Here is a 26,522-nt window from a genome sequence, read left to right as displayed (position 1 = left end):
ATCATTCAAGGCCCCCGATCTCCTTGAACTACTAATTGTTTAACACTGCCCTAAAGACATATCAACCATATCAAGTACATCCAAGACGGACCCATATAAATGTCTGACAATATTTCTAATACTTCCAATCCATTACGGCGTGTTTTTGCACCAGTTCGGGCTTTATTTGTTGGGGATGCGTCAGCAGGGATATTGTTAATTTTGGTCGCAGCGGCCGCAATGCTCGCTGCTAACTCTGCTTTTTCTGATGAATATGATGCTTTGATCAATGGTAAGTTTGCTTGGTATCCTCATCCAAAGCTCTCCTCACTGCATTACATCGTAAATGATGGTTTGATGACGATATTCTTCTTTGTCGTCGGCCTCGAAGTAAAACGGGAGATGATCCAAGGGCAGTTGGCTAGCCCTGCTGCGCGCCGCTTACCGATGTTAGCAGCAGCCGCAGGAATGGCGGTTCCTGCGATTGTATTCATGCTTGTTTCGGGCGGGGGTGAACTTACCCGCGGCTGGGCTATACCTGCAGCGACGGATATCGCATTTGCGATGGGAATACTTGGGATTTTGGGAAGCCGTGTCCCGGCATCCCTGCGCTTGTTCCTACTCACCGTTGCGATTGTCGATGATATCGGCGCGGTGCTGGTCATTGCACTCTTCTACACTGAGATTGAATCGATGACTTCCTTCCTCATGTGGATGGGCGCATCAGGCGCCGTTCTGGCTGCGATGGCGGGCCTCAATCACAAAAATGTGAGCGTGTTTTGGCCTTATATTCTGCTTGCGGTGGTCCTTTGGTTCTGTGTTCTAAACACGGGCATTCACGCAACGATTGCAGGCGTGCTGGCCGCACTCACCATTCCGCTTCATCGCAAGGACGGCAATTCCATGCTGGAGAAGCTGGAACATGACCTTGCCCCATGGAGCGCCTATTTGATCGTGCCCGTGTTCGGCTTTGCCAATGCAGGCGTATCACTTGCCGGGATGGGGCCCGAGGCACTTCTTGCCCCATTGCCGCTCGCGATTGCCGCTGGCCTTGTGGTGGGTAAACAGCTTGGTATCTTCACCACCGTTTACATCGCAGACAAAACTGGATTTGCAGCTCGCCCTGCGAATGCCAGCTGGGCGGAAATTTGGGGCATTTCGATTCTGTGCGGCATAGGCTTTACGATGAGCTTGTTCATCGGCCTTTTGGCGTTCCAAGACCAAGCTATGATAGACTCAGCGAAGATTGGCATCCTTGCGGGATCTGCGGTGTCCGCAGTGCTTGGTTATATCGTCCTGCGTCTTACAACGTCGCATCCCGATAAAGACTGGAACGATCAACGCGGTGAACGAAGCGCCTGACCTTTGCACCTGAGAGGCTTAGGCGCTTGGGCTAACGGCCAACCTGGTGCGCCAGCGTATGGCTTCACCAGCTGCCGGTGTTTTCCATACTGGCCCAAGGCTCCTTGGGTTCCAGATTGCCCTCTTGCAACAGCTCGACTGAGATTCCGTCAGGCGACTTGACGAAAGCCATATGTCCATCGCGCGGTGGCCGGTGTATCGTGTGCCCTGCTTCGGCAAGCCTTGTGCAGGTTTCATAGATATCATCGACCCGATAGGCGAGATGACCAAAATTGCGCCCGCCATCATAGCTTTCACAATCACTCCCGTCCTCCGGCGGCCAGTTATACGTCAGTTCAACCTCTGCCACACCTTCCTGTCCCAGAGCGGCAAGAAAAATAAGTGTGAAGCGGCCGGCTTCAACATCGAAACGCCGCACCTCTTTGAGGCCGATTAAATCGAAGAATGCGACCGTGGCGTCCAGATCGGTTACCCGGATCATCGAGTGCAGATACTTTACCATTTCAACTTCCCTCATCAGGCCATATTGGCGCGGCGCTGAGTTCAACACCGACACGCAGAAGGGCGCAAGGCCTTTCGACCCTGCGCCCTTCGTTCCTCCCGCTTAATCGCGGGCTATTATTACAGCTCCAAGCTTAGAAGCTTGCAGAAAGCGTGGCGACAAATGCGTCTCCAGTGAATACCAGATCGCCATCGGGTTGGATGAGGTCGTTCGCCGCGTCGCCTTCAACGCCAACATAGGCAGCGCTAATGGAGAAGGTATCGCTAAGCGCATAGTCAGCACTTACCGACCAATCCCATGCTTTGCTGTTGTTGGTGAAGGTCAAGAAACCATCGGTGTAGCCGATGTGCCCATTCAGGCTCACCGCAGTATCTGGAATACCGACACTCACATCAGTATAGAGATAGAGATTGTCGGTGCTACCGAGCGAACTCTGGTCGGGCGCATAAGCGACACCAGGAGTTACCGAAACAGAGGCGAGAGAGAAGCTCAGCGAGCCATAAAACTCAATGTAGTCCGTATTGCCAGCAACGCCGGGCGCATCGGGAAACAAGTAGTAAATGGTCCCGATATCGGCTGAAATTCCATCAGACACATCGCCGCTCCAGCCGCCATAAAGGTCAACTTCGGTCGAACCAAATCCGACAGTTTGTTCGTCGATATTCGACGCCCAAGTGCCGACATACAAGCCAGATGAGTGGCTAACATCAAAGCCGCCCTGAACGGCAAACTCACCGTCAGATAGATTGACGCCGCGGAAACGGTATTCGGTTGCGAAAGCGACATTTGCTGAGAAAGTCAGCCCGCTTTCACCGCCTGCCTTGCTGGTGGCGGTCTCGTCAATCGGTTGGATGGCCGGGGCCGTGATTGAAGACTCTTGCCCAGCTTCAAGGACAACAGATGCGTCAAGAATTTCGGGCGTTACATTTGCCAACTCGCTTACTTCGTCAGCAGTAGCGTTTTCGGCGAGAGCTGGAGCTGCAGTCAGAAACAGACCAACGGAGAGGGTTGCGGCCGAAAGGCCGCGGATGGACGTGAGCATTACAACTTCCTTTAATTATTGTTGTTGCTTCGTCCCACCTGCACGCTTGTCGGCCGCTTTTTTTGACGCAGTCTCATCCAAACGCGAAGCAATCGTGCACGTTCATGCTGCATAGCACAAGAGAAATTGCAGGCACGGGCGACTTCCTGAACATAAGCGTTGTTCACTGTGGAGTTTGTGCACCACCACGATGTGGGCACGGTATTTCTAGGCGATGTTAGAATTTTCAGGATAAGTTGCTGTTAAGCTCGACCTTGCCTAAATGGGGGCATCCCCATCACCTTAGAATGCTTGCCGAAAGGCGGGCTCAGTCCATCGACTGCATAAATCCAACGCCTGAATACAAAGGCAACATGTCAAGATATGTTCGACGCGATTCGCTCCTTTTTCAAACCTCGCCCAAAGACGCCGCTGGCTGCGGTGCCAGATGGGGAGCGCTTCTATTTGATTGGCGATATCCATGGCCGCCTCGATCTGTTTGAGACGATGGTTGCTGCGATCGAAGATGATGACGCATCGCGCGGCAATGCGAAGACCCAAGTCGTTCTGCTTGGTGATCTAGTAGATCGCGGGCCCGACAGCGCAGGTGTTGTTGCCCTTACCCGCCATTGGCAATGCCAGCGAACCGTGCGTGTTCTTGCAGGCAACCATGAGCAGATGATGCTCGATGCGTTCAAAAAGCCCGAGATATTGAGGCACTTTCTGAAACATGGTGGGCGCGAAACCGTGATGTCCTATGGCATGACAAAAAAGCAATTCAATGCGATGACATTGGAGGAGCTTTTTGCAGCATTGCCGCAGCTCATCTCGCAGAGCGAGCGCGATTATATTGCCTCTTTCGAAGAATATATCGTGGCAGGCGACTATATGTTCGTTCACGCAGGGATCGACCCTGCACTCCCAATCGAAGAGCAAAAACGCGCCGATCTTTTGTGGATCCGCGACCGGTTCCTTAGCCACGAAGGTCCCTTGGATAAGGTGGTGGTGCATGGTCACACTATCTTTAATAAGGTGATGGATTGCGGCAATCGGATCGGGATTGACACTGGCGCTTTTCGTTCAGGTGTGCTTAGCGCGCTCGTGCTGGAAGGTGACCAGAGACGGATCATTCAAACGATCCAGAACGGCGATGATCCAGTAGAGATTTTCCACGGTGAACGTGGGCAGTAATCTGTCTATCGTTTCGCCGGGTTTGCGCGGGCAAGATGGTACCGTGCAATGACCTGAACGACGTTTTGACCCAAGGGACATAGACGATGAAAATTGCAATGGTGGGTTCGGGCTATGTGGGGCTCGTCTCTGGTGCGTGTTTTGCAGATTTTGGCCACGACGTGATCTGTATCGACAAAGATCAAGGCAAGATCGACCGCCTCCATGAAGGCATCATGCCGATCTATGAACCAGGGCTCGATGCTTTGGTTGAAACCAATGTGAAAGCTGGCCGCCTGTCTTTCACGACCTCGCTAGCTGAAGGCATTAAAGACGCATCCGCCATCTTTATTGCTGTGGGCACACCGAGCCGCCGCGGCGATGGCCATGCCGACCTGTCTTTTGTTTATGCGGTCGCAAAAGAAGTGGGAGAGAGCCTTTCAAATGATGCCGTTATCGTCACCAAATCGACAGTGCCTGTAGGCACAGGCGATGAGGTCGAACGCATTTTGGAAGACAGTGGGGCAAAGCATCGCTTTGCCGTTGTCTCTAACCCAGAATTTTTGCGCGAAGGCGCAGCTATCGGTGACTTCAAACGTCCGGATCGCATCGTCATCGGTGCCGAAGACGATTTTGGCCGTGATGTCATGAGTGAGGTTTACCGCCCGCTGTTCCTGAACGAATCACCGATTCTCTTCACTTCTCGCCGTACAAGCGAGCTGATCAAATACGCAGCCAACGCGTTCCTCGCGACCAAGATCACTTTCATCAATGAAATGGCCGACCTGTGCGAGAAAGTGGGCGCGAATGTCCAAGACGTCAGCCGCGGTATTGGAATGGACAACCGCATTGGCGCCAAATTCCTCCACGCAGGACCTGGATATGGCGGATCGTGCTTTCCAAAAGACACCCTCGCCCTTCTTAAAACCGCCGAAGACTATGACAGCCCGACGCGAATTGTCGAAGCGGTGGTCAAGGTCAATGAAAGCCGCAAACGTGCGATGGGCCGCAAAGTTCTTGAGGCCTTAGGCGGTGTCGACGAAGCGCGCGGCAAGAAAGCGGCTCTTTTAGGTCTGACATTCAAGCCAAATACTGATGACATGCGCGATTCTCCGGCCATTGCAGTTGCGCAGACGCTGACCGATGCAGGGGTGGAAGTGTCCGCATATGATCCTGAAGGCATGGAACTGGCCCAGCCGCTGATGCCCGAGGTCAAAATGTGCGACGATCCCTATGCTGCGATTGAAGGCGCAGATGCGACCGTCATCGTTACAGAGTGGGATGCATTCAGAGCGCTTGACCTGAGCCGAGTCGCTGAATTGGCGAATTCTCGGGTTCTGGTTGACCTACGCAACATCTATTCACCGGATGATGTACGGGCACGCGGTTTCATCTACGCAAGTATCGGACGCGAATAGATGCTCGCCCGAAAGAAAATTGTGCCTAGCTATGCGTTAAGCATAGTGCCCGGGGAATAGTCCGTGCAAAAGTAAAATTTGTGTAAAAATTAACTTGGGAAATATCCCCTAGATATGTAGCTTCCTTTGCAGGGGAAACATCTATGCAAAGGGGTAATACATGAAAAATCGTATCCTTCTCTCTAGCGCGGGCTGCATGGCTCTTGCTGGAGCTCTTGCCACTGCACCTGCTTACGCCTCCGGCGGTGAAGCAGCGACAGCAGGCGGCGACGGTTCAACTGATGAAGTCTCATTCCGTCTGGAAGCGGATAATGAGTCTGACAGCGCTGATTCTTCGAATGCGCGTACAACAATGGCGCCGCTCAACACCTTCCAAGGGATCAGCGCGTTCGAATTCCAGGCCGACGCTGCAACGATTACGGATTTCCGTACTTCACGCACCGCCGACGGGTTCATCGGTTCAGTCGTTGATCCAGAGCAGCGCCTTCTTGTGCGCGATGATGTGGGCGTAGATTTTGGCGACCCGGACAATCTTGCTCCATATGCGGTTCACATTTTCCAACAGGTCAACACAGGTCCCGATGCTGGCGGTATCTTCTTCAACTGCACGGGCAGTGTGATTAACGCGCGTACGGTTCTGACTGCTGCTCACTGTGTGAATGGAAGCGAGGGTCCGATTTCGACCATTTCTTCGGAAACCTATGGTCTTCCAGGCGAAGCAGATACCACACTCTTGATCGCCACCGGGCAGGATAGCTTTGATCGGTTGATTACCACCGCTCAGACAGGTGCCGGTTATGCCGATGGCGGCGCGGCTTCGAGCACAGACGTTATCATCCACCATGTTGCCAACCCAGACAACGAAGGGATTGGTTTCCCATGGGCGGATATCGCTTTGGTCGCTCTTGACGCGCCGATTACCGATGTTCCTTCCTTGTCGTTGTTGCTCTCACCTTTGGCTGAAACAACGCACGTGCTGCAAGTTGGCTACGGTACAAACGGCACCGGTCTTAATGGCGGTGACAACTTGGGTAACCGTTTCCTTCGCCGCGTCGGTGAGAATATGCTGGGCCTTCGAGGCAGCCTCGGTGACTTTATCGACGGTGTCTTCCCTGATTTCGCACCAGCAACGCAAATACTCGGCTTTGAAAGTCAAAACTACTACTGGACTGATTTCGACAATCCGGACCGTACGCCTGAGCAACAAGCTGGATGTGAATATCCAGGTGACACCATTACCTGTGGTACTCTCGAAGACATCCTTGCAATCGACTTCTTCGATGGTGACGCGCTTCCGGGCGAAGCAGGCACGGGACCAGGCGATTCAGGCTCTCCACTTGTGGCTGATCAGCTTGCGGAATTCCCGCTTGCTATCGGTGTCCTTTCTGGCGGATTTGACTTCTTTCAGCTGGGCGGCACCTACTCCGATGTGAGTTTTTACAACCCGCTCTATCCATTCTTTGAGTTCATTACTGAGAATACGGCGTATAAGTATGTCTCAGCGAACGCTGGTGATGGTAACTGGTCTGATTCAACACATTGGACGCAGGATCTCGATCCGGGCTTCTTCATTCAGGATGTCAATGGCAACATTGTGAACGGCATTCCTGATGGAAACGAGCCAGGCATCACTTCATCCGATGGGAATTTTGGTTCGGTTTTGGGTCAGGATATCTCTGGCTTCCCAACCGACATCACGCCTGGCTTTGACGCCATCGATACGACAGTTCCTGAAAGCTCTGCTTTGCTTGGCCCAGGTTCGACCGGTTTTGTTCCTCAGAACACCGATGGTTCAGTTGGCGTCGCATTCGCGAACCCAGCCCAGTACTTCGAAGTTCACCTGAACAATGCTGGCCGCACCACTGTTGATCTCGATGTAGAGATCGACAAACTGGTCGTTAACAGCGGAGACGCTGAACTGTTCGTGGATACACCGTTTAGCTTCGACGTCATCCAAGACATCGAACAATTCGGTGGCTTGGTAGAAGTTGATGGCACGGTGAATACACCGTTCTACCTTCTCGTCGGCGGTGAGCTTGGGGGTGACGGTGGCACGATCAACACCAACGCACTTCTGAACGGCAACGGCCTTGTCAACGCTGGCGGTGCTGGCGCGTTTGGCGACATGACCATCAATGGTGATTTTCTCCAAACGGCTGCTGGGGCCATTTTGTCAGACTTCAGTCGTGGTCGCCGCGGAGCGATTACCTCGGACTCGTATGACATCACTGGGACTGCGTTCCTTGGTGGTACGCTTCTGGTAGACACAACTGACCGTCGTCTTCGTTTCGGTACAGAGTATGCCGCTCTAAACGCTGGTGCGATCGATGGTTCGTTTGATGACACTGTGCTTCTCAGCAGCTCTGCGACCTTGCAGGCTGAAAGCCGTGTTGAAGGCAATGAGGTGATTGTTGAGATCACTGCACGCAGCCTTCGTAGTCTTGGTCGCGGAACGCAGACGGAATCGCTTGGCGGCGCGCTTGATAGCCTTCGTTCATCACGCTTCGCAGAGTTCGTTGGTCTGTTCGACATCGTCGATGCTGCAAGCTTCGACACCCTCGGCAGCACTTTGACAGCGATTTCACCAGTGAGCGCGTTGAACCAAACCTTCACCGCAAACTCGTTCTCGCATCGTTTCACAGGCCAGATTGCTCAGCGCACTCTGGCTCTGCGTGATGGATCGCGGGCTGCTGGTGGCTTCACGGCTGCAGGCAATGCGAGCTACGCAATTGCGGGCGGAGCGCCTGCTGAAATCGGCAAAGTCGGCATGTTCGGCACCGCCTCTGGTGTCTACCGCAACGGTGGCCAGGTTCAGCAAGGCCTGACTGGCAATGGTACCGCGGGATTCGGTGCCTTTGGGATCAACGGTCTGAGCACCGGCGAAATCGGCGCGAATGCGTTTGAGCAGCTGTCTCTGAACCAAGCCGGTGAAATCACCGTTGGTGCTGATCTGCGTGTGTCGGAAGGCTTTAGCTTCGGTGTGGCGGTCTCTAACATCCGCAACAGCCAGCTGGCGCTTGCAGGTAACCAGCCGCAAGAAGACAACAGCCGCTCGGTCGCAATCTACGCGACCTACAGCGATGGCGGTCTCTTCGCAGATGGTTATGCCGGTACAGCTGACCAACGTCTGGGCTCAACCCGCCAGTCTTCTGGCGAGTTCTTGAATGCCTTCGACAACTCAATCGGTCGGTCCGATGGCGATCAAGTCTTCGGTGGTGTTCGCCTTGGCTATGCCTTCGACCTTGCTCAAGGGCTTGAAGTCGGCCCAGTGGCCAGCTTGGACTATCTCAACAACCGTCTCGGCGGCTTTGATGAGACGGGTGCTGGAGCTTTTGGTCTCAGCGTTGCCGACCGTGCCTTCACTTCGCTTGGCGCGAAGGTCGGTGCAATGGCCAGCGTCGATATCATGGCGTCTGAGAAGAACTCCCTGCGTGCGTTCGGTTCGGTGGCTTATGCCCGCGAACTGGCTGACACAGAGGACACAGTGGTTGCACACTTCTTCGGTGCTGCAGACACGACGTTTGAGCTTTCAAACTCACTCGACCCGCAATGGGTTAGCTTGAATGCAGGCGCAGAGATGCTGCTGGGGAACAACTTATCAGCATCTGTGTCTGTCACATCGGATATGGGCCGAGGCGTTCTTTCGAACGATCAGGCGCAGGCGTCGCTGAGCTGGCGCTTCTAAATCTCGGCTAGAGCTTTCCGGCTCTAACAAAGCGCCGGGTCTTGCCTCTTGGCAAGGCCCGGCATTTTTTTGTAAGAGAACAATAAAATAACATAACGGGGAAACTTATGCCCCAAACACTGAGCTTCTAACTTCGGGTAGCAATCGCAATGACAGCCATTCTTAACATACTCACTTCGCTATTTATCCTCGTGATTGGAGTGGTTGCCTTGGCGCTTGTCGTGCTATTTTTCATCGATCGATATCAGACAAGCGACACGGTAAGGCGCAACTATCCTGTGATTGGCAGGATGCGGAATATCTTGTCCGAGCTGGGAGAGTTCTTCCGGCAGTATTTCTTTGCAATGGACCGCGAAGAAATGCCCTTCAATCGCGCACAGCGCGAATGGGTAAACGATGCCTCCAAAGCTCACTCGACCAATGTTGCCTTCGGGTCCACACAGACGCTTGATCCTGTCGGCACCCCAATCTTTGTGAATTGTCCGTGGCCCACATTAGAGACCGAAGCACATGGGATCGTCCCCATGGTCATCGGCGAAGGGGTCGCGCGTGAACCTTATAACGCTCCCTCGTTCTTCAACATCTCCGGCATGAGTTATGGCGCGCTTTCCACGCCCGCTATCACGGCCCTTTCCAACGGCGCGGCCAATGCCGGATGTTGGCTTAACACCGGGGAAGGCGGCCTTTCACCCCATCATCTCGATGGCGGTTGCGATATCGTTTTCCAGATCGGCACGGCCAAGTATGGCGTCCGAGACAAAGAAGGCCACCTATGCGACGACAAGCTGCGCGAAGTCGCAGCACATCCTGAGGTTAAGATGTTTGAGCTTAAGCTCAGCCAAGGCGCAAAGCCCGGGAAAGGCGGGATCCTTCCCGGCGCTAAAGTGAACGCTCAAATCGCGGCGATCCGTGGTATTCCCGAAGGCGAAGCCTCGATCTCGCCCAACCGGCATCCCGACATTGGCAGCAGTGTCGAACTGCTCGATATGATTGCCCGCATCCGCGAGGTGACTGGCAAACCAGTGGGCTTCAAGACTGTAGTCGGTGCCCATGGTTGGATTAAAAATCTGTTCGAAGAGATCAATCGCCGCGGTCCAGAAAGTGCGCCCGATTTCATCACCGTCGACAGCGGAGATGGCGGCACTGGCGCTGCACCTCTTCCGCTAATGGACCACGTTGGCCTGACGTTACGCGAAGCCCTGCCGATGATGGTCGATATGCGCGATGCAGCAGGACTTAAAGACCGTATCCGTATCATCGCCAGCGGTAAGTTGGTGACGCCTTCTGAGGTAGCTTGGGCTCTATGCGCGGGGGCAGATTTCACAATCTCGGCTCGCGGGTTCATGTTTGCCCTCGGCTGTATCCAAGCGATGAAGTGCAACAAGAATACCTGTCCCACCGGTATCACGACCCACGATCCCGCTTTGCAGCGAGGCCTCGATCCTGCAAACAAAGCGGTCCGTGTCGCCAATTTCGTTAACCAAATCCGCAAGGAAGTGGGCATTATCGCTCACAGTGTTGGGGTGAAACGGCCCCGTTTGATGCAGCGTTACCATGTCCGGTTGAGATGCGCAGATGGACGGTCACGACCACTGGATGAGCTGTATCCTCAGGCAGGCGCGGATAACCAAGCGGCATAGACAATCGCGTTATAAGCATCAGGGGGCGTCATAAGCCGGGTTCTGTCTCCGCAGCCGGTATCTTTCGACCAGCGCTGCGGCGGCAACCATTCATCTGGGCGGTCTGTTGCCAGACGCGCTCAAGCAGCCAACCCGGGTCTCCTCAGGGCGAAACGCCCCTGCCCTACCTTGCGGTGAGCGCGAGACCCCTATTTGGCCTTGCTCCGGGTGGGGTTTGCCATGCGGACGCTGTTACCAGAGCCCCGGTGCGCTTTTACCGCACCCTTTCACCCTTGCCTGTGGTCCAAGGACCCATCGGCGGTTTGCTCTCTGTGGCACTTTCCCTAAGCGCCCGCCCGAAAGCGAACACTCGGCGGGCGTTACCCGCCACCCTTGTTTCGTGGAGCCCGGACTTTCCTCGCATACCCAAAAGCACACGCGGTTGCCTCAGCCCCCTGACGCCGTGCCCTATAGGGTTTCAAGGCAGGATTTGCAAAAGGATTGCTTATGCTGCGCGATCATTCCGGTTCGCGATCCAGCATGTCTCCGCCTCGGTTAAGGCAGCTTTACGAATGTCCTCGGCCGTATCGGTCCCAGGCAATGCACGGGCGATCACCATGCCGCCGACACACATTGCGGCAAGAGCGCGCGCACGCTGCGCTCGGTCACCCTGATATCCCGCCAAATTGTGCTCGAACAAGCTAACCATCCCTTCCAGCAATTCTCGATAGCTTTCTTGAACTTGCGGCCCGGCGCGCGCCACGTCCGTAGCGTAAGCGATCAACGGGCATTGGTCTTCAATTTGCACAAGGTGCTCATGTGAGAGGTAGGACGCCACCATCCGCTGCGCCATTTCGACTTGACCGGCTGTCGGATCGACCCCTGCTTGCTCACGCCAGACGGCACCGCGCCCGTTGAGGAAACTTGCAGTTGCCGCCGCGAACACGGCCTCCTTGCTGCCAAAGTGGGAATAGAAACCTCCACGCGTCAGTCCCGCTTCCGCCATAAGTTGGTCAATCGATACATTGTCAAAACCATGTCGGTTGAACATGCGCCGCGCAGCTTCGACGATGCGCACGCGCACTCGCTCTTTATGCTCTTTTGAATAGGGCATCTTCGCTCCTTAATTCTTCGCCTTTGCTCGCCTCTAGCAGGCTTCAATCTATGTTCTTGAACATATTTAGATCGGTGAGAAAACCATGCTTCTTTCAACCGAGCAGGAGATTACAATGCCCAAATTTGCGTTTATCTATCGTGACGCACAGCCGCCAAAGACCCCCGAAGAAGGTCAGCAGCACATGATCGCATGGCGCGAGTGGTCTGCGGGCCTCGGCGATGCGATGATCGAACCGGGCATGCCATTCAGTCAGGCAGTTACCGCGAGCAAAGACGGGGTAACGCGCGTCGGCGATGAAGGCACGTTCAACGGTATCAGTATCATTGAAGCTGCGACCTGCGAGGAAGCTGGGGCAATGGCCATGGCGTGTCCCCACCTAAACCTTGGCGGAAACATCATCGTCGCCGAGGGCATGGATATGGAAATGTAAGCGGAAGAATATCTGACATCCAGTATCCTGCAATATCCACCTTCATGGCATTATGCGCAGCGGCAATGTTTCCGCTAATCGCCTGCCTTGGCGATTGGTGCTGGTGAGCTTTTTTTAATGTCCGTAAGTGTGGCTCCGGCTTGCGCTGGCCAGCCACATTCTAAGCCGTGTTCTTCAAGCGATCTGGTCCTGAAGATAGGGAACCGGGGCAACACATTCCGCCCCGGTTTCCGAAATCCTGCAACCTATTCGGTGGCATCGTCATCCAGTAGCAACTTCCACACCAGTGCCCCAATTGCGGCACCAATGAGCGGCGCAACCCAGAACAACCAAAGTTGCGGAACAGCCGCAGTCTCTGCGTAGAAAGCGACGCTGGTCGAACGCGCCGGATTGACCGAGGTATTGGTCACCGGAATAGAGATCAAATGGATCAATGTCAGCGCCAAACCGATGGCAATCGGAGCAAAGCCTGCTGGGGCATTCTTCGAAGTGGCGCCAAGGATCACAATCAAGAACCCAGCGGTCAGCACGATTTCAGCCACCAGCGCGGCGGTCATTGAGTAACCGCCTGGCGACAGCTCACCAAACCCATTGGAAGCAAAGCCACCCGCTTCAAAGCCGGGTGCGCCGCTTGCGATGACATAGAGAACGCCCGCAGCACAAAAAGAGCCAAGCACTTGCGCAGCCCAATAACCCGGAAGCTCACCCCAAGAGAACCGGTTACCAAGCGCTAGGCCCAAAGACACAGCAGGGTTGAAGTGACCACCTGATATGTGGCCAACCGCGTAAGCCATGGTCAACACTGTCAAGCCAAAGGCGAGCGACACGCCCACAAAACCAATGCCAAGCTCAGGGAAACCAGCTGCAAGAACCGCAGCACCGCACCCCCCGAAAACCAGCCAAAATGTTCCTACAAACTCAGCTCCAAGTTTCTTTAACATTGTCGATCCCTCCCTCATTTCATTGTCATTCAATTATTAAAGCACATTTCCCGCAGATTTGCTGTGAGTAATTGTAAAGCCGCCCCCCCCCCCCTTTAAGGCACGATGATATTGAACTGCGGATCATTCTGATCCAGCGATTGGAATAGCGCCAAAAGCGCAAGCGGATTGCCATCAATCGTCGCCGCTTCGTTCGAAATTAGCGTCTGGATATCAACCTCTTGCGCGAGCAGTTGGTTAAAATCACTGCGGGCGACAGTAAACGTGGCTACAGGTGCCTCGACTGAACCTGCGCGCGGGTACATCACGCTTCGACGCATATCGACGGTGATGCTCTCTTCCGTGTCAGGGAATATGAATTGAAGCATCGCCGGTGCCGCGTTCATCTTCGCAGGATTGAACCGCGTCGCGAGCGCATCGAACAGGTCGAGGGTTGGAATGGCCGCGAGCACCCCTGTTGTAGCCGTATTTAACTCAGCATTCTCGCGCGGAGATCGCAGTTCGTCCGCCGCTGACAAATAGATATTGCGCCACGTCCCGCCCTCCGATTGGAAACCGAGTTGTTCGTAGGTTGCCGCAAGCCATTGCCGCGCCGTTTCGTTTTCTGGCTGTGCAAACACCAAGGTTTGCAAAAGTCGCGCGCCCCAACGGTAGTCGCCTGCCTCAAACGCCGCTTGGCCTTTGGTAAGAGCTGCATCAGCCCCGCCAAGCGCCTCAATCCATTTGGTTGCTTCTTCGATCTTTGGCAGAGGATCATAGTCAGACGGAACTGCATTCCACCAGCCGAAATAGCGTTGATAGACAGCGCGCGAATTGTGCTCATATGTGCCGTAATACCCACGTGTTCCAAAATCGCGTGCGGCAAAGTCTGGTTCGCCAATTGCGTTTGCGATCTCGTCCATAGTGGCACCTTGATTGGCAAGGCGCAGGGTTTGGTCATGAGTGAAACGATATGTGTCACGCTGATTACGCAGCGCTTCGCGCACATTGTCCTCGCCCCATATCGGCCAATGGTGAGAGGCCAGCATCACGGATGACTTGGCACCGAACTGCATCAAGATATCGTCAATCGTGCGGCTCCATTTGAGGCTGTCACGCACCAAAGCGCCGCGCGGAGTCAAAATATTGTGAAAATTGCGGGTCGCGACCTCAGCGGTGTGAACCGCTTCATATTGCGGTAGGTAGAAGACGAATTCCGAAGGTGCTTCGGTTCCGCCCGCATCGAGGAATTCGAACACCACGCCGTCCAATTCAAGCGTTTCGCTCTCTACGCCAAGTTCGCGTGTAGGTGGCAACAATCCGATGGGTCCGGTGGACAGTTTTGGACCAAGTCCCACACCCACAACACCTTGCGCATTAACAGGCAGGTTTGCGCCAAATTGATATTGCGCCCGCCGCCCCATTGCCGCACCTGCAAGTACGCTTTCACCCACGGTCTCGGCGGTAAAGCCAGCAGGGGCAATGATTTCAACTTCGCCCGCCGCCAAAGCTTCGCGCGATGTCACTCCAAGCACACCGCCAAAGTGATCAGCATGGCTGTGGGTATAGAGAACGGCGACAACGGGACGCTCACCCAATGTTGCATTGGCCAATGCAAGACCGGATTTCGCCGGTGCAGGCGTCAAAAGTGGATCGATTACAATCCAACCGCTTTTGCCTGCGATCAAGGTCATCACTGATAAGTCATAGCCGCGGATCTGATAGATGCCGGGAACAACCTCAAACAGGCCATGGATCGCGGTCAGTTGGCTTTGCCGCCAAAGCGATGGATTGACTGTATCGGGAGCCTTTTGGCTGAGAAAGTCATATTCGGGGATCGACCAGGCGACACTGCCATCATCATTGAGCATATCGCCCTCAAGCTGCGCTAATAGCCCGCGCCGAGCGTTCTCGAAATCGGCAGTATCTTCGAGTGGGAGCTCTTGTGCGACACTGGCATTGGCAGCCACTGTTTGCTCGCTTGCGCCGCCTTGCCGTGGGGGTGAATTTCCCGCCAAAGTAAGCAATGCCAACACGGAGGCTGTTGCCGCCAAATGCCTCATAATGTCCCCTCGTTCCCAATTATTCACTGCCCTCTTGAGCTAGCGAGTTAATCCTTGATCCCTTTCAAGCAGCAATTGCCAAAGAATCGCCCCCAATTGCGCGTCCGGCTTACCTTCGATCCGCTCGGGCCGCCAACGTCTCTCAAACGCTTCAATCGCCTTAATGCCCTCGGTTATGTCATAACCAAATCGTTCTAGCGCGAGAAGGAAGGCGCCATCATTGTCGAAAGGGTCACTCTGCGCAAACTTTGCAGGGGTCGGCAAGCACAGCCCGTATTCCGACAAACGTTCCCACGGGAAAAGCTCACCTGGATCCACCTTGCGCATTGGCGCGACGTCCGAATGCCCGACCACGTTGGCACGCGCGATGTCATAGTCTTTGACAACGCGAGCGACCAGCGGGACCAAGGCTTCGAACTGGCTTTCGGTAAAGCCGCGATATCCGCCATTCGCAGGATCATGGCCCGGATGATCCAGCTCAATCCCAATACTGGCTGAGTTCACATCTTTGGTTCCACGCCAATAGGACGCACCCGCATGCCAAGCACGCTTCGCCTCGCTGACCAATTGGATGACCTCACCCTCTTCGGTGATGAGATAATGGGCAGACACGCCCGCCTCAGCGTCGGTAAGACGATCAAGAGCGGTCTCGACCGGCTTCATTTCGGTATAGTGGACGACCAGCATGCTGATCGCAGCTTTGCGCTCGTTGCAATTGGGCGAAGGCATAACCCGGTGAACAAGCTCGCTCACCTCCATATCACGCCAATCACCGTTTTGCATTTGGCTCACCCTATCATGCCCTCCGGCTCTGGCAGAACCGCGCCCAGCACAAGCGCACCGTCCGTCATCGCAAACTGTAATCCACCGCCCATATCCTTGGCCAGCAATGCGATCATGTGCGCAGCCGCCGTGCGGCTTGTGATCTCTGCATCGTCGAGTTCGCCCTGCAATGCTTGGCCAATCGTCTCATCAAAAGCGAGTTTTTCCGCCGTGGCGCGCGCGACTATCTCGACATTGCCGCCCGTGCGCTCTGCCCCGATATCGAGTGTTCCACCGCGCACCAAAGCATCAAGAGCGATTTGCGATAGGTTTAGCATCACCTTGACCGCCGCCTTCGGCAGCTTTGCATCAGAAATCGCCCAATTAAGCTCAACTCGCTTTGCACCTGCAGCAAGCGAACCGATCACTTCTTGTGCTTCTTCGACGGGAACATATTCACCAAACCCGCCCGCTGCGCCGAACGCCAAGCGGAAGAATTTGAGCTTATCCGTGCTGGTCTTTGCGCTTTGTTCAAGCAATTCGACACAGCGTTTTTGCATCTCAGGGTCGGTTTCATCAGCCAGTAGCTCAATCCCGTTGGATAAAGCGCCGACAGGCGACAAGAGATCATGGCAAAGGCGCGAACATAAAAGCGCGGCGAGGTCAGTTTGCGAGGTCATTTAGCCCATTGGCTCCCAAAGTTTGGCACACTTGGCACACTGTCTAAGGCCAAAAGACTTCTTCGACCACAGGCGGGAACGAATGTTCCACCAAAGCGGCTCAAAAATTGAACGGTCCCGCGCTGCATAAGCTCAATTTTGCCCATCTACCATTGCGTAGGAAAGTGGCCGGAACCCTTCGGGAAGGTCATGCCAGAACGCAATCTCGCTTTCGCCGGCAATCGCCCAAATCATTTCGTCGCCCGATGCCATGTCCTGATCGGTTTGAGAGGGCTTTGCAGGCCCTTTTGGATGCGAATGAAAATATCCGAGCAATTTAGGTCCACCCATCCGCGCAGCGCGGTGCGCATCAATGAGTGCCTGCGGGTCGATTTCAAAATGCGTTTCTGGGCTAGCATGCACATTGGACGCCTCCACAAACCGCGTGATTTGCACCGCTTCTCCCAACAATAAGCCGCAAGCCTCGCAAGGGTCAGCGCGCTTCGCTGCTTCGCGCAATGCTTCAAGCACTTCACTTGTCACTTTGATAGCCATCGCCCATGAGTTCTAGACATGTCCGATAAGGAAGTCATCAAAGGCACAATTGCCGCCCCAGCCCGGCTCGACAAGGCGGTCGCTGAGGCGATCAGTTTGTCGCGTGCACGGGTACAGGCGCTGATTGGCGAAGGGCACGTGGAAGTGGATGGCAAGCCCATGACCTCGGCCAGTGCGAAGGTGACAAAAGGCGCAAGTTTCCTCGTTACGGTTCCTCCCGCGATCGAGGCTGAAACTAAACCGCAAGACATCCCGCTCGATGTTGTATTCGAGGATGAGCACCTCATCATAATCAACAAACCCGCTGGCATGGTTGTGCATCCGGCTGCTGGTAACTTGGACGGAACACTGGTGAACGCGCTTCTCCACCACTGTGATGGGAGCCTATCCGGCATTGGAGGAGTTGCACGGCCCGGCATTGTCCACCGTATCGACAAAGACACCTCTGGCCTTCTTGTGGTGGCCAAATCTGATGCGGTACACGAAGGCCTCGCCGCACAATTTGCCGAACATTCTGTCAATCGGCGGTATTTGGCTGTTTGCGCAGGCCATCCTACCCCTTCCTTGGGTACAATTGATGAAAGATTGGGGCGCTCAGACCATAACCGAAAGAAAATGGCCGTCCTGCCAAAGAATTCCTCACGCGGGAAACACGCCGTTACCCATTATAAATCGCTTCAGAAGCTCGACTCGAGCTGTTTGATTGAATGTCGTTTAGAAACCGGCCGAACGCACCAGGTGCGTGTTCACTGCGCATCAATCGGTCACGCGCTATTAGGAGATCAATTGTACGGCAAGACGCCGAAACCCTTGAAACCTTTGCTTTCAAACCTCGGATTCGCCCGTCAGGCACTTCATGCGGCTGAATTGGGTTTCCTACATCCGATTTTAGGGCAAGAAATACGGTTTTCTGCGGATTTACCGCCTGACATGAGGGAACTAATCGACGAACTTGAACGTTTTAATCGATGAAATGCACTGCAAAACGCAGCAAACTCGTTTATATGTAACCATGTGGCCCGCAACTCCGGATGCCCATCAGGGGTCCGAAAAGTCGAGGTCGACGCAAGAAAGGTTGGAATTAACGTGAGCACTAAAGCAAAAGTTCCGGCACTCAGCGGCGAGCAAAGCCTCAACCGCTATTTGTCGGAAATCAAAAAATACCCCGTATTGACCGCTGAGCAGGAATATATGCTCGCCAAGCGTTACGCCGAACACGAAGATCCTGAGGCCGCCACGCAGCTGGTTTCCTCGCACCTTCGTCTCGTTGCGAAGATCGCTATGGGTTACCGCGGTTATGGCCTGCCTGTCTCGGACCTGATTTCCGAGGGTAACGTTGGCCTGATGCAGGGCGTCAAAAAATTCGAACCCGACCGCGGATTCCGCCTCGCGACTTACGCGATGTGGTGGATCAAGGCGAGCATTCAGGAATACATTCTGCGTTCGTGGAGCCTTGTCAAAATGGGCACCACTGCGGCCCAGAAAAAACTGTTCTTCAACCTTCGCCGGATGAAGAAACAGCTCGAAGCCTACGACGATTCCGATCTGCACCCCGATGACGTGACCAAAATCGCGACCGATCTTGGTGTGCCAGAGCAAGAAGTCGTCAATATGAACCGCCGGATGATGATGGGCGGTGACGGTTCACTGAACACACCGATGCGCGGCGGCGAAGAGGGTGCTGGTGAATGGCAGGATTGGCTGACCGATGATCGCCCGCTTCAGGATGAGACAGTTGCTGACGCTGAGGAAGCGACCGTGCGCCATGAAATGCTGGTTGAGGCGATGGACTCGCTGAATGAGCGCGAGCAGCACATCCTAACCGAGCGCCGCCTGACAGAAAGCCCGCAAACACTCGAAGAGCTCTCACAGGTTTACGACGTAAGCCGTGAACGCATCCGCCAAATCGAAGTGCGCGCTTTTGAAAAGCTGCAAAAAGCCATGCAGCGGATCGCAGGCGACCGCTTGATGCCCGGAATGGCTTGAGCCTATTGAGGCAGGCCCTTCAGCAGCGCATCAAAAATAGAAACATCAAAACGCCGGGGGGCCTCCTCCGGCGTTTTGCTTTTTAGCTCCGCCAGCAATGCCTCCCTCTCCGGAAACTCCCAACGCACCTTCCCCGGGAGCACGTCTGACATCACGGTGAACCAAGCAATCAAATGCGGTTGCAAGGCGAGGTGTTGTTCAAAATTACCCCGCCTGCGGGTCGCATCGCCTTCTTTCTGGGCACGCGCCACGGATGGTTCGATGCGTTTGACCAGATAGAGATCGGCGAAACCCAGCCTGCCTTTTGCGATGGCGTCGCGGACAAAACCTTGCGCGTGCGCGAACTTATCAGGCCAGTGAAAGCCAGCGCGTTCCATGCACCATGAAAAATGGATTTTCATCGGGTCCGTATCGCAGACTGCCACGCCATGCTCGCGCTCAATCTCCAACGCCATTTGGAACTTTCGGACATTGTGCTGCGCCCAAAAATAGGCATGTTCATCAAGGCTGGCCTCCGCATCTGGAAGGTCGCCTTTAACCGGGAGTTCGGGCACAAACCGACCATCGCCAAACTGACGGGCATATGTCGTCTTTCCCGCAGCGCTAATCCCTTCCAATACAATAATCACCGCGCTTTATTCCACTCTCAAGCATTTGAATTGTGTCAACTGCTGTGACAGGTCTACCAGTCAATGCACAAGGGAGAGCGTTACATCATGGACATGCCCAAAACCGGACAAGACTGGCAAACATTGCGTAAGGAGATGGAGAGCCGCGGTGCTGGCGATGCAAAGTGGCGCGATGGAAAAACGGCAGTCTATATTTTCAACGCAGGGCCAGAGATCGCCCGGGTCCAGCACGAAGCATACACGCTCTATATGTCCGAAAACGGGCTTGGTCCCCTTGCCTTCCCATCGCTTGCGCAAATGGAGCGTGAGGTGATCGAAATGGCGCTTTCCATTCTTCATGGACCCGAAGGCGCGGCAGGTTCGATGACGTCAGGGGGCACCGACAGCATCACGATGGCAATTAAGGCGGCCCGTGACTTTGCCCGCGTGCACAAAGGCCTTGAGGGGCCGGGCAACTTTGTACTCCCCCAATCTGCTCACCCGGCTTTTGATAAAGGTGCGCATTTGATGGACATTGAGGTGCGCCGCATTCCGGTAAAAACCGACGGAAGCTATGAAGCGGACCCAGAGGCGATGGGTAAAGCGTGTGATGAAGAAACGGTCATGATGATCGGCTCCGCGCCAAACTTTCCGCATGGGATAATTGATCCGATTGAGGCTTTGGGAAAAGTGGCCGAGGCCAAAGACGTGTGGCTCCATACAGACGCCTGTGTGGGCGGTTATTTCGCACCATTTGCCCGGATGAATGGGGTTGCGGTGCCGCCGTTCGATTTTGAAGTGTCAGCCGTCAAATCGATCAGCGCAGATCTACACAAATATGGCTATGCCGCGAAGGGGGCATCGACGGTACTTTTCCGCAATGCAGAATTGTACGATTTCATGCCGTTCGACACGCAAAATTGGAGCGGCGCCCCGATGAAAACGCCGACACTTGCGGGTACCCGGCCCGGCGGCGCAATTGCAGCGGCCTGGGCGGTTATGAATGTGCTTGGCGTTGAGGGTTATTGCGAAAAACAGGGCCTCGTTTGCAAGACGCGCGAACGGGCTGAAGCAGGGCTTAAAAAACTCGGGTTCGAAATTCTCGGCAATCCGGTTTTAGGCCTGATCGCGTTTCGGCATCCCATGCATGACAGTTTCAAGCTCTATTCCGAGATGTATCGCAAAGGTTGGTTCACCTCGATTACGATCGATCCGCCGAGCTTGCATCTTATGCTATCCCCCAAGCATGCAGAGGTGATCGACCTTTACCTCTCGGACTTGAAGGAAAGCTGCGCCATTGTTGCGGCTGGCGAAGAAGGGGAAAAGGTTGAAGCCCGCTATAACTAAGACCGCAGAGCCATATTCAATCACTCTCGCAAGCGGCAGAAATCGTCGGCCATCGCCATATTGAGCACGCGGCGGTATTCATCAAATCGTTCACTACTCTCGCCGACAAACCCAAACACGGGTTGGTCCACCATTTGCCCCAAGGGCACAAATGCCACAGGGCACGAGACCGGCACCAATTGCGAGCCTTGCCCCACTTGCAAGGTGGAGAGCAGGCCAAACATGCGCGCTTCGCGTGTTGCCCGGCCCAGCATAATCATGCGGTATTGCCCTTCTTCGCTGGTCATCAGATAGGTGTGGCCCGATAGATGCGGCATGGAAACAAACCCGCCTTGTTCAAATTCCGCATCCAGTCGGTCGCTTTCTGAGAAAACCAAATGTCCTTTGGCATCATCCCACACGATGACCGTGCGGTAGGCATAGACAGCACCATCCTCTCCAAAGCTTGCTCGCAAAGTGAGATACTCACCTTCGATCCAACGAACGGCAGGCCGGGAGTATGATCCCATTTCAGCCGGCGCGTGCATGGGATAGGGCGCTAGAGCAACCGGCTCTGTAACAACGCTGCTGCGTAAGGGCGCGCCCAAAGCCTCCTCTAACCGCACAATCGTAGCCAGCGTAAAGCGCCTGCGCCCCGACAGGGCCTTTTCAAGTGTGGAGATAGAAAGACGTGCAGCTTGCGCCAATCCGGCCCGTGACAGCCTTTGCCGCGCGATTTCTTCGCGTAGACGCGCCGCCACACTTGCATCGTCAAAGTCGCTCATCATCCCTCCGCTCACAACCTCATACCCCATCGCATCCTCCTGTGTCTCTCACTTGCCGGACATATCCGCACAAATCCGCAAAACTCTGCCTCAAGCCATCCAGCTGTGCGCCCTAGCGGCGGAAATTGGCTGGGATTGGCCGTGGCAGTCCGGTTCAATTCGTCGCTACTGAGATACGACTCAACGATGAATGGAGGCTGACATGCGACGAATTGCGGTTTTTCCGAACCGAGATGCACTGATTGTGATGGGTGTTTTGGGGGTGCTCGCCCTTTTTGCGGTTACCGCGATTACGATGAGCTCGCGTGCAGTGGCGGGGCCTGCAGTAGCGGGGCCTGCTTCTGGAGTGATGCCAGCCCCAACCTCGCCGCAAGCTGAACGCGTGCATTCCGCACCTGCCTCGTCCGATGGCGGGTTGATGCTACGTTCATCCAGCACAAAGGGTGTCGCGACCAGCGTTCCAGCCGTGCGGCTGGGCACCGACATTGTCGCCGATGTTGCAGGTCAGACTGCCCGCGTGACAGTGACGCAGGCTTTCCGCAACACATCCGAGGATTGGATGGAGGCAACCTACCTCTACCCGCTCCCCGAAAACGGTGCAGTGGACACGCTTCAGATGGTGGTGGGTGACCGCATCTTCTCTGGCAAGATCAAGCCAAAGGAAGAGGCAAAGCAAATCTACGAGGAAGCCAAGGCGAATGGCCAGAAAGCGGGCCTTGTTGAACAGCACCGTCCCAACATGTTTAAAAACTCGATTGCCAATGTGGGGCCGGGTGAGACCGTTCTCATTCAAATCGAAATTCAGGCACCGATCCAGCAGATCAAGGGCGATTACTCGCTGAGAATGCCTTTGGTCGTCGGACCGCGCTATATCGCTGGTACAGCCAACGCAGATGGCTCGCTTGATGGGTCTTTGGCGAGAGCAGCGTTGCTCGCAGGTGCAGACGATACCCTCGCGCCAACCGCTGACCCGAATATGGTCGCGAAAGCTGGCAGCGGTCTCAACCCAGTTTCGATTACAGTAAACCTTGATCCGGGCTTTACAGCCGAAGCGATTTCGAGCCCCTATCATGCGGTCAAAGTGGCCGGCCAAGGAGAGCGACGGACGATCACCCTTAAAGACGGGGCTGTTCCTGCGAACCGCGACTTTGAATTGCGGTGGAGCGCTGGCGATGAAGCGCCGCAGCTTGGCCTGTTCAAGCAGACCCACGGCACGCTCGACTATGTGATGGCCACCATCACCCCGCCTAGCGCTGAACCAACTGATGCGGTGGTGCCTCCGCGCGAGATGATTTTTGTGATCGACAATTCGGGGTCAATGGCAGGAGATTCCATGCCAGCGGCCCGCCGCAGCCTGCTCTACGCGCTGGAGACATTGCGCCCACAGGATCGTTTCAACATCATTCGTTTTGACCACACCATGGACGAGCTTTTCGTCGGCGCGGTTCCGGCGACAGATGAAAACATCGCCATCGGCAAGAGCTTCACCCACTCGCTGGAAGCAGATGGCGGCACCGAAATGCTCCCAGCGTTGCAAGCTGCGTTAGATGAGTGCCGGACAAACGACGTGGTGGAAGCCGCCGAGTGCGCAGCAGAAAGCGCCGCATCGGGCCGGTCTTTGCGTCAGATCATCTTCCTGACCGATGGATCGCTTTCCAATGAGCGGGATATGATGCACGAGATCGCCCAAAACCGTGGCCGCAGCCGTGTGTTTATGGTCGGGATTGGCTCTGCTCCCAACAACCACTTGATGCGCCGTATGGCCGAAGCTGGTCGCGGTACCTTCACCAATGTGGGTTATGGCGATGAGGCCGAACCTCAGATGCAGCGCCTCTTGGACCGGTTAAGCAAACCGGTTGCCACCAACCTCACTGCAAGCGTTTCAGGCGGAAACATCGACTTTGCACCGCGTGATCTGCCTGACCTTTATGCAGGCGAGCCGCTCGTCCTGCTTGGCCGGACAAAGCACCTTACTGGAACACTCACGGTCAGCGGACGAATTGGCGGCAAGGCTTGGAGCCAGCAAATCGATCTGACCGAGGCAAGCAAAGGCGATGTTGTGGCGAGACTCTGGGCCCGCCGCCGGATCGCAGAAGTCGAAGCAGAGCGTTATTCTGGTGAGACGACTTATGAGCGCGCAGATGCGTCAATCGAGGAGCTGGGCATGGACTTTCACCTCGTCACTAGCCGGACCAGCCTGATCGCAGTCGATGAAACACCCAGCCGTCCGGATGGTGCCCGCTTGATACGCGAAGAGCTTCCGCTTCTGCTGCCTGCGGGTTGGGACTTCAATCATCTCTTCGGCGCACAGCTTTCGGGGGCAGCTCGAGATCTGCCGGCCCGCGATGCGCAAGAACGTCGAAGGTTGCAATTGCCTAACACCTTCACCGGGTATCAGCTCACCCTCGCCATCGGCCTTACCTTGCTACTCTCAGGGTTGGCAGGTGCGATGTGGTGGCGGCGGGAACGGTTGGCCAATCAGTTGGATGCCCCAAGCCTCCAGCTGGCAGCCCGCTGATGTCGACCGTTTCCGCCCACTTCCCCGACATCCATGAGGAGCGCGCGCATAAGAAAGGAGCATTCGCGCGCGCTCTGCCTTTGCTGGTCATCGCTAGCCTGCTTTTGAGCGGCGCTGCGGTGACCGCAAAAGCGCTCTATATCCCTATAAAAGCTGAAGTGGCACAGCTCCTGCTCAACCGCGCCTTTAACGCCAGCGTCGATAGCGGCAGTCCGGTCAAGCCGTGGAGCTGGGCCGACACCGCGCCCATTGCCCGGATCACAATGCCGCGCCTTGGCAAGAGCGACGTGGTGTTGTCAGGTGGATCAGGCGAGGCGATGGCGTTTGGCCCGACCGCCTTGATCGATGATAAATTTCGCGCACTCACTATCCTTGCCGCGCATAAGGACACGCATTTTGAGTATGTCAAAGACCTGCGCACAGGCGACCGCCTAACGCTTCAGCGTGTGGACGGATCACGCGCCATGTTCAGGATCACCCATTTTGAAACGGTGCGCTGGGACGAGTTCACTCACCCAACCCAAGGCAATTCCTATGGCGATGGCGGTCTTGTGATGCTCACCACATGCTTTCCTTTTGGGACCAGCACACCGGGATCATTGCGCCGCATTGTATGGGCCGAACTTGTCGAAGACGCTTAGCTGGACGGTGCCAGATCAAACACCGCAGCAATCATCGCCCGTGTACCCAAAGTGACACCGGGCCGAGGCGCGACCTTGAACAATGGCGAATGGTGGCTTGGCACAGCCGGGCCACCATTTTCCGCTTCATCGAAGGCCTCCTGCGGGGTGCCGCCAACCGCAAAGTAATATCCGGGAACGCCCAGATCTTCGGCCACAAAGTATGAGAAATCTTCCGCGCCCATTCCTTGCTGACGAAATTCCTGAAAGGTCTCTTCACCAAGGTCGCGCTTGATTACGCCATTCAATCGCTTAGCAAGCCCGACATCGTTGTAAGTCACAGGAGTGCCCTCGCTCACGACTACTTCGACGGGCATATCGTCCGGCAGCCCATGCGCTTTACCCGTATTGACCGCAATCCTCTTAATCGCATCGAGGAGCTGCGCGCGCACTTTTTCATCATTGGCCCGCACCGTGAGTTGGAGCTCTGCAAGGTCAGAAATGATGTTGTGTTTTGAGCCAGAGTGGAATGATCCAACGGTTATCACAGCAGGCTGCAATGGTTGGACCTCACGGCTGATGATGGATTGCAGTCCTGTCACAATTTGCGAAGCAATGTACACCGGATCGCGCCCTGCGTGCGGGCTCGCACCGTGTGCACCGATGCCTGGGACCTTGATATCCACGCTGTCCGCGCTTGAATATTGGATCCCTTCGGCAGCTGTAATCTTGCCCGTGGGCAGCTGCGAGGCGACGTGGAACGCGAGCGCATAATCAGGTTTGCCAAAACGCTCATAAAGGCCATCTGCCAGCATCGCCTTTGCCCCGCCCACACGCTCTTCAGCGGGCTGGACAATAAACATGATCGTGCCTGACCAACTGTCCTTCATCTCAACCAGTTTCCGGGCTGTGCCAACAAGCGAGGTGATGTGCACATCGTGGCCGCAGGCGTGCATGACCGGGTATTCTTTGCCATCTTGGCCAAGTTGTGTGGCAGTCGACGCATAATCGAGACCCGATTTTTCGACCACGGGGAGCCCGTCCATATCCGCGCGGATAAGGATCAGGGGCCCTTGACCGTTTTCAAGCATACCAACGACGCCGGTCCCGCCGACACCTTCGGTAACCTCAACCCCTGCCTCGCGCAGTTCCTGAGCCATGCGCGCTGCGGTCTCATTCTCGAGAAATGACAGCTCTGGGTTCTGGTGGAAATGCACAAATAGCGGCGCGAGATAACTGTCGTAATCCGCTTCCACGGCCGCTTTGATAGCGGCATGATCAACATTGTGGTCATCAGCCAAAGCAATCGCGGGTGCACTTGCAAACGAAAGGGCAATAGCTGCGGCGGCGGTGCGGAATAGCGTCATGTAATCTCTCTTTCCCGAAGTTTTTTGCCAAAAAGCACGCCCTTCGTTCA

22 protein-coding genes and 1 other RNA gene are annotated in these 26,522 nt (G+C 55.3%); 11 read left to right on the top strand and 12 right to left on the bottom strand.

What is annotated here, in order from left to right; genetic code table 11:
- The first annotated feature begins 99 nt into the window (after positions 1 to 99).
- Complete coding sequence (gene nhaA, locus ABJ205_RS03560) at positions 100 to 1,341, top strand: Na+/H+ antiporter NhaA (protein WP_348155465.1); 1,242 nt, start codon at positions 100 to 102, stop codon at positions 1,339 to 1,341.
- Positions 1,342 to 1,405: 64 nt separating this feature from the next.
- Here nhaA and ABJ205_RS03555 read toward each other — a convergent pair whose 3' ends face one another.
- Both ABJ205_RS03555 and ABJ205_RS03550 read right to left on the bottom strand, forming a co-directional pair.
- On the bottom strand, positions 1,406 to 1,843 hold the full coding sequence (locus ABJ205_RS03555) for a VOC family protein (RefSeq protein WP_348155467.1): 438 nt from the start codon (positions 1,841 to 1,843) through the stop codon (positions 1,406 to 1,408).
- A 133-nt stretch (positions 1,844 to 1,976) separates the two neighbouring features.
- On the bottom strand, positions 1,977 to 2,885 hold the full coding sequence (locus ABJ205_RS03550) for a TorF family putative porin (protein ID WP_348155470.1): 909 nt from the start codon (positions 2,883 to 2,885) through the stop codon (positions 1,977 to 1,979).
- 363 nt (positions 2,886 to 3,248) lie between these two features.
- Here ABJ205_RS03550 and ABJ205_RS03545 point away from each other — a divergent pair, with 363 nt between their 5' ends.
- The 4 genes from ABJ205_RS03545 (at position 3,249) to ABJ205_RS03530 (ending at position 10,777) form a co-directional block, all read left to right on the top strand.
- Positions 3,249 to 4,055: a metallophosphoesterase family protein gene (locus ABJ205_RS03545; RefSeq protein ID WP_348155472.1), complete on the top strand. Its 807-nt coding sequence runs from the start codon at positions 3,249 to 3,251 to the stop codon at positions 4,053 to 4,055.
- Between the two features lie 86 nt (positions 4,056 to 4,141).
- Complete coding sequence (locus tag ABJ205_RS03540; RefSeq protein WP_348155474.1) at positions 4,142 to 5,452, top strand: UDP-glucose/GDP-mannose dehydrogenase family protein; 1,311 nt, start codon at positions 4,142 to 4,144, stop codon at positions 5,450 to 5,452.
- Between the two features lie 160 nt (positions 5,453 to 5,612).
- The gene (locus ABJ205_RS03535) at positions 5,613 to 9,137 is read left to right on the top strand and encodes an autotransporter domain-containing protein (protein WP_348510004.1); all 3,525 of its coding nucleotides are present in this window, start codon (positions 5,613 to 5,615) and stop codon (positions 9,135 to 9,137) included.
- Between the two features lie 149 nt (positions 9,138 to 9,286).
- Entirely contained in the window at positions 9,287 to 10,777 is a 1,491-nt protein-coding gene (locus ABJ205_RS03530; protein WP_348156553.1) for an FMN-binding glutamate synthase family protein, read from the top strand.
- Positions 10,778 to 10,792: 15 nt separating this feature from the next.
- Here ABJ205_RS03530 and rnpB read toward each other — a convergent pair.
- An RNA gene (gene rnpB, locus ABJ205_RS03525) (RNase P RNA component class A) lies at positions 10,793 to 11,214 on the bottom strand.
- A 47-nt stretch (positions 11,215 to 11,261) separates the two neighbouring features.
- On the bottom strand, positions 11,262 to 11,870 hold the full coding sequence (locus ABJ205_RS03520) for a helix-turn-helix domain-containing protein (RefSeq protein ID WP_348156550.1): 609 nt from the start codon (positions 11,868 to 11,870) through the stop codon (positions 11,262 to 11,264).
- Between the two features lie 115 nt (positions 11,871 to 11,985).
- Between ABJ205_RS03520 and ABJ205_RS03515 the strand changes: the two genes are divergently transcribed.
- The gene (locus ABJ205_RS03515; RefSeq protein ID WP_348156549.1) at positions 11,986 to 12,303 is read left to right on the top strand and encodes a hypothetical protein; all 318 of its coding nucleotides are present in this window, start codon (positions 11,986 to 11,988) and stop codon (positions 12,301 to 12,303) included.
- Positions 12,304 to 12,548: 245 nt separating this feature from the next.
- Here ABJ205_RS03515 and aqpZ read toward each other — a convergent pair whose 3' ends face one another.
- The 5 genes from aqpZ to ABJ205_RS03490 all read right to left on the bottom strand — a co-directional run bounded on the left by aqpZ (position 12,549) and on the right by ABJ205_RS03490 (position 17,262).
- Positions 12,549 to 13,244 carry an aquaporin Z gene (aqpZ, locus tag ABJ205_RS03510; RefSeq protein ID WP_348156547.1) on the bottom strand — a complete coding sequence of 232 codons (696 nt, stop codon included), beginning with the start codon at positions 13,242 to 13,244 and terminating at the stop codon, positions 12,549 to 12,551.
- A 95-nt stretch (positions 13,245 to 13,339) separates the two neighbouring features.
- Entirely contained in the window at positions 13,340 to 15,286 is a 1,947-nt protein-coding gene (locus tag ABJ205_RS03505; RefSeq protein WP_348156544.1) for an alkyl sulfatase dimerization domain-containing protein, read from the bottom strand.
- Positions 15,287 to 15,325: 39 nt separating this feature from the next.
- Positions 15,326 to 16,069: an N-acetylmuramoyl-L-alanine amidase gene (locus ABJ205_RS03500; protein WP_348156558.1), complete on the bottom strand. Its 744-nt coding sequence runs from the start codon at positions 16,067 to 16,069 to the stop codon at positions 15,326 to 15,328.
- A 5-nt stretch (positions 16,070 to 16,074) separates the two neighbouring features.
- Positions 16,075 to 16,728 carry a histidine phosphotransferase family protein gene (locus ABJ205_RS03495; protein ID WP_348156541.1) on the bottom strand — a complete coding sequence of 218 codons (654 nt, stop codon included), beginning with the start codon at positions 16,726 to 16,728 and terminating at the stop codon, positions 16,075 to 16,077.
- A gap of 132 nt (positions 16,729 to 16,860) precedes the next feature.
- A complete protein-coding gene (locus tag ABJ205_RS03490; protein ID WP_348156539.1) occupies positions 16,861 to 17,262 on the bottom strand; it encodes a M67 family metallopeptidase in 402 nt (133 codons plus the stop codon).
- Positions 17,263 to 17,280: 18 nt separating this feature from the next.
- Between ABJ205_RS03490 and ABJ205_RS03485 the strand changes: the two genes are divergently transcribed.
- Together ABJ205_RS03485 and rpoH are read left to right on the top strand one after the other, a co-directional pair.
- Entirely contained in the window at positions 17,281 to 18,234 is a 954-nt protein-coding gene (locus tag ABJ205_RS03485; RefSeq protein WP_348156536.1) for an RluA family pseudouridine synthase, read from the top strand.
- A 114-nt stretch (positions 18,235 to 18,348) separates the two neighbouring features.
- Entirely contained in the window at positions 18,349 to 19,248 is a 900-nt protein-coding gene (rpoH, locus tag ABJ205_RS03480; RefSeq protein ID WP_348156534.1) for an RNA polymerase sigma factor RpoH, read from the top strand.
- 2 nt (positions 19,249 to 19,250) lie between these two features.
- Here the strand turns inward: rpoH and ABJ205_RS03475 are convergent, their stop codons facing one another.
- Entirely contained in the window at positions 19,251 to 19,802 is a 552-nt protein-coding gene (locus tag ABJ205_RS03475) for a hypothetical protein (protein ID WP_348156531.1), read from the bottom strand.
- Between the two features lie 162 nt (positions 19,803 to 19,964).
- Between ABJ205_RS03475 and ABJ205_RS03470 the strand changes: the two genes are divergently transcribed.
- Positions 19,965 to 21,203, top strand: coding sequence for an aspartate aminotransferase family protein (locus ABJ205_RS03470; protein WP_348156528.1), 1,239 nt, complete (start codon positions 19,965 to 19,967; stop codon positions 21,201 to 21,203).
- A gap of 20 nt (positions 21,204 to 21,223) precedes the next feature.
- Here the strand turns inward: ABJ205_RS03470 and ABJ205_RS03465 are convergent, their stop codons facing one another.
- Positions 21,224 to 21,997, bottom strand: a complete 774-nt coding sequence (locus ABJ205_RS03465) for a helix-turn-helix domain-containing protein (RefSeq protein ID WP_348156526.1) — start codon at positions 21,995 to 21,997, stop codon at positions 21,224 to 21,226.
- 172 nt (positions 21,998 to 22,169) lie between these two features.
- Here ABJ205_RS03465 and ABJ205_RS03460 point away from each other — a divergent pair, with 172 nt between their 5' ends.
- Entirely contained in the window at positions 22,170 to 24,485 is a 2,316-nt protein-coding gene (locus ABJ205_RS03460; RefSeq protein WP_348156524.1) for a marine proteobacterial sortase target protein, read from the top strand.
- Complete coding sequence (locus tag ABJ205_RS03455) at positions 24,485 to 25,126, top strand: sortase (RefSeq protein WP_348156521.1); 642 nt, start codon at positions 24,485 to 24,487, stop codon at positions 25,124 to 25,126. The genes ABJ205_RS03460 and ABJ205_RS03455 overlap by 1 nt, the downstream gene beginning before the upstream one ends.
- Here ABJ205_RS03455 and ABJ205_RS03450 read toward each other — a convergent pair.
- The gene (locus ABJ205_RS03450) at positions 25,123 to 26,472 is read right to left on the bottom strand and encodes an amidohydrolase (protein ID WP_348156518.1); all 1,350 of its coding nucleotides are present in this window, start codon (positions 26,470 to 26,472) and stop codon (positions 25,123 to 25,125) included. The two genes, ABJ205_RS03455 and ABJ205_RS03450, sit on opposite strands and share 4 nt — an antisense overlap.
- Positions 26,473 to 26,522: the final 50 nt, after the last annotated feature.

Source organism: Erythrobacter sp., assembly GCF_039988855.1.
In the GTDB taxonomy this organism is placed as follows: Bacteria; Pseudomonadota; Alphaproteobacteria; order Sphingomonadales; family Sphingomonadaceae; genus Erythrobacter.
This window is presented reverse-complemented; position numbering and strand designations above follow the sequence as displayed.